This window comes from Mesorhizobium sp. M7A.F.Ca.CA.001.10.2.1 (genome assembly GCF_003998575.1).
GTDB lineage: Bacteria > Pseudomonadota > Alphaproteobacteria > Rhizobiales > Rhizobiaceae > Mesorhizobium.
Genome location: NZ_RZQY01000561.1, coordinates 1 through 4,101 on the forward strand (window position 1 = coordinate 1; position 4,101 = coordinate 4,101).

5 protein-coding genes are annotated in these 4,101 nt (G+C 64.9%); all 5 read right to left on the bottom strand.

The window, feature by feature from the left end:
• On the bottom strand, window positions 1–1,206 hold a 1,206-nt coding region (locus tag EN964_RS27235; RefSeq protein ID WP_127276969.1), incomplete at its 3' end, for an NTP transferase domain-containing protein.
• Entirely contained in the window at window positions 1,203–1,907 is a 705-nt protein-coding gene (locus EN964_RS27240; RefSeq protein ID WP_127267829.1) for an XdhC family protein, read from the bottom strand. The genes EN964_RS27240 and EN964_RS27235, both read right to left, overlap by 4 nt.
• A 6-nt stretch (window positions 1,908–1,913) precedes the next feature.
• Window positions 1,914–2,252, bottom strand: coding sequence for an XdhC family protein (locus EN964_RS27245; RefSeq protein WP_127267830.1), 339 nt, complete (start codon window positions 2,250–2,252; stop codon window positions 1,914–1,916).
• 60 nt (window positions 2,253–2,312) lie between these two features.
• On the bottom strand, window positions 2,313–3,557 hold the full coding sequence (locus EN964_RS27250; protein ID WP_127269883.1) for a VWA domain-containing protein: 1,245 nt from the start codon (window positions 3,555–3,557) through the stop codon (window positions 2,313–2,315).
• A 3-nt stretch (window positions 3,558–3,560) separates the two neighbouring features.
• On the bottom strand, window positions 3,561–4,101 hold a 541-nt coding region (locus EN964_RS27255; RefSeq protein WP_164776020.1), incomplete at its 5' end, for a MoxR family ATPase.

Genomic DNA, 4,101 nt, shown 5'->3' on the forward strand with positions numbered 1-4,101 from the left:
GCCCACCAGCGCAGCGCGCACCCGCTCGCGCTGGTGGCCGGTGACGATGACAGTGCCGGACGCCTTCGAGCCGAGCGCCCGCTCGGCGGTGCGGCGCACAAGCGGCTTGCCGTCGAACAGCGCCAAAAGCTTGTTCGGCCCGCCCATGCGGCTTGAGCGGCCAGCGGCCAGCAGCACGATGCCGACCTTGAGCTGGCTTTTGGCCGGCAGCGGTTCGCGCGGCTGCGGCCGTGTCGGGATTTCCATCAACAGCCCGCCGACCCCCATGGCGGCAATATCCCTGGCCGTCACGTCGAGGCCAGCGATCAACCGGTCCAGCACCCAGTCGAAACCATTCTCCTTGGGGCTGCGGGCGCAGCCGGGCGCGCCGATGATGCGCTTGCCATCGAGCGTGCCGAGCACCAGCAGATTGCCGGGATCGACCGGCATGCCCGCGCGGATGACTGCACCACCCGCCTTCTCGATCGCCGCGGGAATGACATCGGCAAAATCGCTCATCGCCGAAGCGCCGAAGATCACCACCATGTCGTTGTCGCGCGCCAGGGAGACCGCGGCCTCCGCCACTGGCGCGACCTCATGCGGCGTGCGGCGCTCCGCAGTCAGCCTGCCGCCCGTACGCGCCAGCCGCGCTTCGGTGACGCGCAGCGTCTTGTCGAGCACGGAAGGCTTGATGCCCGGCAGAACCGTCTGGATGACGCCGACACGCACGGGCCGGTAGGCATTGACGGCAAATATCTCGCCCGCGGCGCAGATTTCTGTCGCAGCGTCGACCAGCGCTGAACTGACCGCGAAGGGAATGATCTTCACGGTCGCGACCATCTGGCCTTTCTCGACCGGCGCATGCTGCGCCAGCGTGGCGATGGTGATGGCGGGATCAATGGCATTGATGGCATCGATGACAGCGGCATCGACCGTGAAGATGCCCGGCGCCTTGGCATGGAGATTGACCCGCCCGGTCGCGGCAGGCCTGGCTTCGATCCCGCGAAAGGTCATGCTCTCGGCAATCGTTTGCGCGGCCGCATCCTCGCCGAGGTCGTCCTCAGTCAGCACAGCCGCAACGACCTCGGAAACACCGGCAGCCCGCAGCAGCGCCACATCTTCAGCGCTCAGCCTGTGCGCCTTGCGGAAGCGGCGTTCGCCGGCGGTGGTGGAGTGCGCCAGCACCGCGCCTTCCGCGGTCTCGATCGGGATCGGGCCGAATTTCACGCCGCCGCGCCCTTGGCATCGAGACCGCGCGAGCGGAAGGCGTGGATTGCCTGGGCCAACACCGCAACGGCGATCTCTCCCGGGCTGGCAGCACCGATGTCGAGCCCGATCGGCGCATGGATACGGGCGATCTGATCGGCGCTCGCGCCCAGCGCCAGCAGGCGTTCGACCCGCTTGGCATGCGTCTTCCTGCTACCGAGCGCCCCGACATAGAAACAGTTGGCGTCGAGCGCGGCCTTCAGCGCGAAATCATCGACCTTCGGGTCATGAGTGACGGCGGCAAGCGCCGTATAGCTGTCGAGCGGCTGACGCTTCAGCACATCCTCCGGCCATTCGGCATGAAGCGCCACATCGGGAAAGCGGTCCGGCGTGGCGAAGGCGGTGCGGGGGTCGATTATCTCCACGGGATAGCCGGCGATCCTGGCCATCGGCGCCAGCGCCTGGCTGATATGGACAGCGCCAATCACGACCAGACGCGGCTGCGGCAGATGCGCGTTGAGAAAGAAATTCCGCCCCTCTGCTTCGACCGAACCGGAGTTGCCTGTGCGGAACGCCCTGGCGATCGCGGCGCCAAGATCGCCGGCGACCTGATCGCCTTCGCGCACGATGCGGTCGCGGCCGTCACCGAGATCGGTGACCAGGATCGCCGCGCGGCGAGCGCGTCGTTCGGCGTTCAAAATTTTTAAGGCGTAGGGATCCATCCGAGATCAGCCCAGTCTTTCCACGTACACCTTGATGCGGCCGCCACAGGACAAGCCGACCTGCCATGCGGTCTCATCGGCAACACCGAACTCCAGCATCCTGGCCTTGCCGCTGTCGATGACGTCGATGGCCTCACTGACCACAGCGCCTTCGACGCAGCCGCCCGAGACGGAGCCGTGGAAATTGCCGTCGGCGTCGATGACCAGATGGCTGCCTACAGGTCGGGGCGCCGAACCCCAGGTCTCGACCACAGTCGCGATGGCCACGTCCTTGCCGTCCTTCATCCAGCCCTCCGCGATGATCAGCGGGTCGCGGGCCTCATCCAGATAAATGCTGCTTTCCATGACCGTTTCTCCAGAAGTCTGTTTTTCTCGGGATCTGTTTTCCGGGTGGGAAAGATATGGTTATGCGGCGTGCCTCGCGCCAGCGTCCAGCCATCGGCGCGGATCGACGGATTGTGCCGACTTCTTGTCCAATGACGCGCAGAGATCGGCCAGCGCATCGAGATTGTGCACCGAGCGGAACTCGTCGACATGCGGCAGCATCGCCTTGACGCCACGGGCGCGCGCCTGAAAACCGTCAAAGCGCAGCAACGGGTTCAGCCAGATCAGCCGCCGGCAGGATTTGTGCAGGCGCTCCATTTCCTCCGACAGGCCGTCGACATCGTCGCGCTCCAACCCGTCGGTGATCAGAAGCACGACCGCCCCCTGCCCCAGCACGCGCCGCGACCATATCAGGTTGAACTCGGCAAGTGTGTCGCCGATGCGGGTGCCGCCCGACCAGTCCTTGACCGCCGCAGAACAGTCGGCAAGTGCTGCATCGGGATCGCGGTGGCGCATCTGCCGGGTCAGATTGGTCAGTCTGGTACCGAAGACGAAGGTGTGCACGCGACGCCTTTTTTCCGTCAGTGCATGCAAGAAATGCAGGAAGATGCGCGTGTACTGGCTCATCGAGCCTGAAATGTCGGCCAGAACCACCAAAGGCGGATGAACTTCGCGGGCTGAGCGGAATTTCGGCAGGATCAGTTCGCCGCCGGTGCGCGCGGCCGAACGCATCATGGCTCGCGGATCAATGCGGCGGCCATGCGCATCGGCCTTGAAGCGCCGGGTCCGCACCATGTCGAAAGGCAGCCGCAGTTCGGCGATCGCCTTCTTGGCGTCGGCCATCTCGGCGGCGTTCATCTGGGCAAAATCCTTGGCCCGCAGCACCTCGTTGCCGGAAAAGGTGAAGCGGGCGTCGACCTCGATCTCGGGAATTTCCTGTGGCGGCTGGTTCTTCTGGTGGCCCTCGAACATCGCCTGGCTGACCCGGTTTTCAGCGGCGCGCGGCTTCTGCTTTTCCCTGGTGTCGGGTGCCACCGGCGAAAACATAGCCAGCATCTTCTCGATCAGTTCACGCGATTTCCAGAACAGCCGGAAAGCTTCGTCGAAAGTGGCGTGATCCTCATGCCTGGACACCAGCACGGCGTGCAGCGTCCAGTAGAAATCGTCGCGCGAACCAATGCCGGCGGCGAGCACCGCCTCGATGGCGTCCTTGACCGAGGCCGGCCCGACCCGCATGCCGGCCTTGCGTAAGGTGCGGGCAAAATAGACGATGTTGTCGGCAATCCGCCCGTGCGGCATGGCCTCTTTCGGTTCGGGGCGCGGCATCGCCTACTCCGCCGCCGAAAGCTCGGCCTTCACCTCGTTGAGGATGCGCCGGCCTTCGCCCTGTTCGATGCGGGCAATGTCGTCCTGGTATTTCAACAGCACGCCGATCGTGTCGGAGACGGTTTCCGGATCGAGCGCCACCTTGTCGAGCTCGGTCAGCGCGCCGGCCCAGTCGATGGTCTCGGCGACGCCAGGCACCTTGAACAATTCGATCTGGCGCAGCTTCTGGATAAAGGAGACCACTTCTGCCGAAAGCCGCTGGTTGGCCTGCGGCACCTTACGGCGCACGATCTCGAGCTCGCGCTCGGCGTTGGGATAGTCGACCCAGTGATAGAGGCAGCGCCGCTTCAGCGCATCGTGGATTTCGCGGGTGCGATTGGTGGTGATGATGACGATCGGCGGTTCTTCCGCCTTGATGGTGCCGAGTTCGGGCACCGTCACTTGGAAGTCGGACAGGATTTCGAGCAGAAAGGCCTCGAAGGCCTCGTCGGTGCGGTCGAGCTCATCGATCAGGAAAACCGGGGCAGCGCCCGTCTTTCCGGTC

Bases quoted from the DNA above. Each gene is read 5' to 3' on its own strand.
- EN964_RS27245 (WP_127267830.1), bottom strand. From the start codon at position 2,252: ATGGAAAGCAGCATTTATCTGGATGAGGCCCGCGACCCGCTGATCATC.
- EN964_RS27250 (WP_127269883.1), bottom strand. From the start codon at position 3,557: ATGCCGCGCCCCGAACCGAAAGAGGCCATGCCGCACGGGCGGATTGCC.
- EN964_RS27240 (WP_127267829.1), bottom strand. From the start codon at position 1,907: ATGGATCCCTACGCCTTAAAAATTTTGAACGCCGAACGACGCGCTCGC.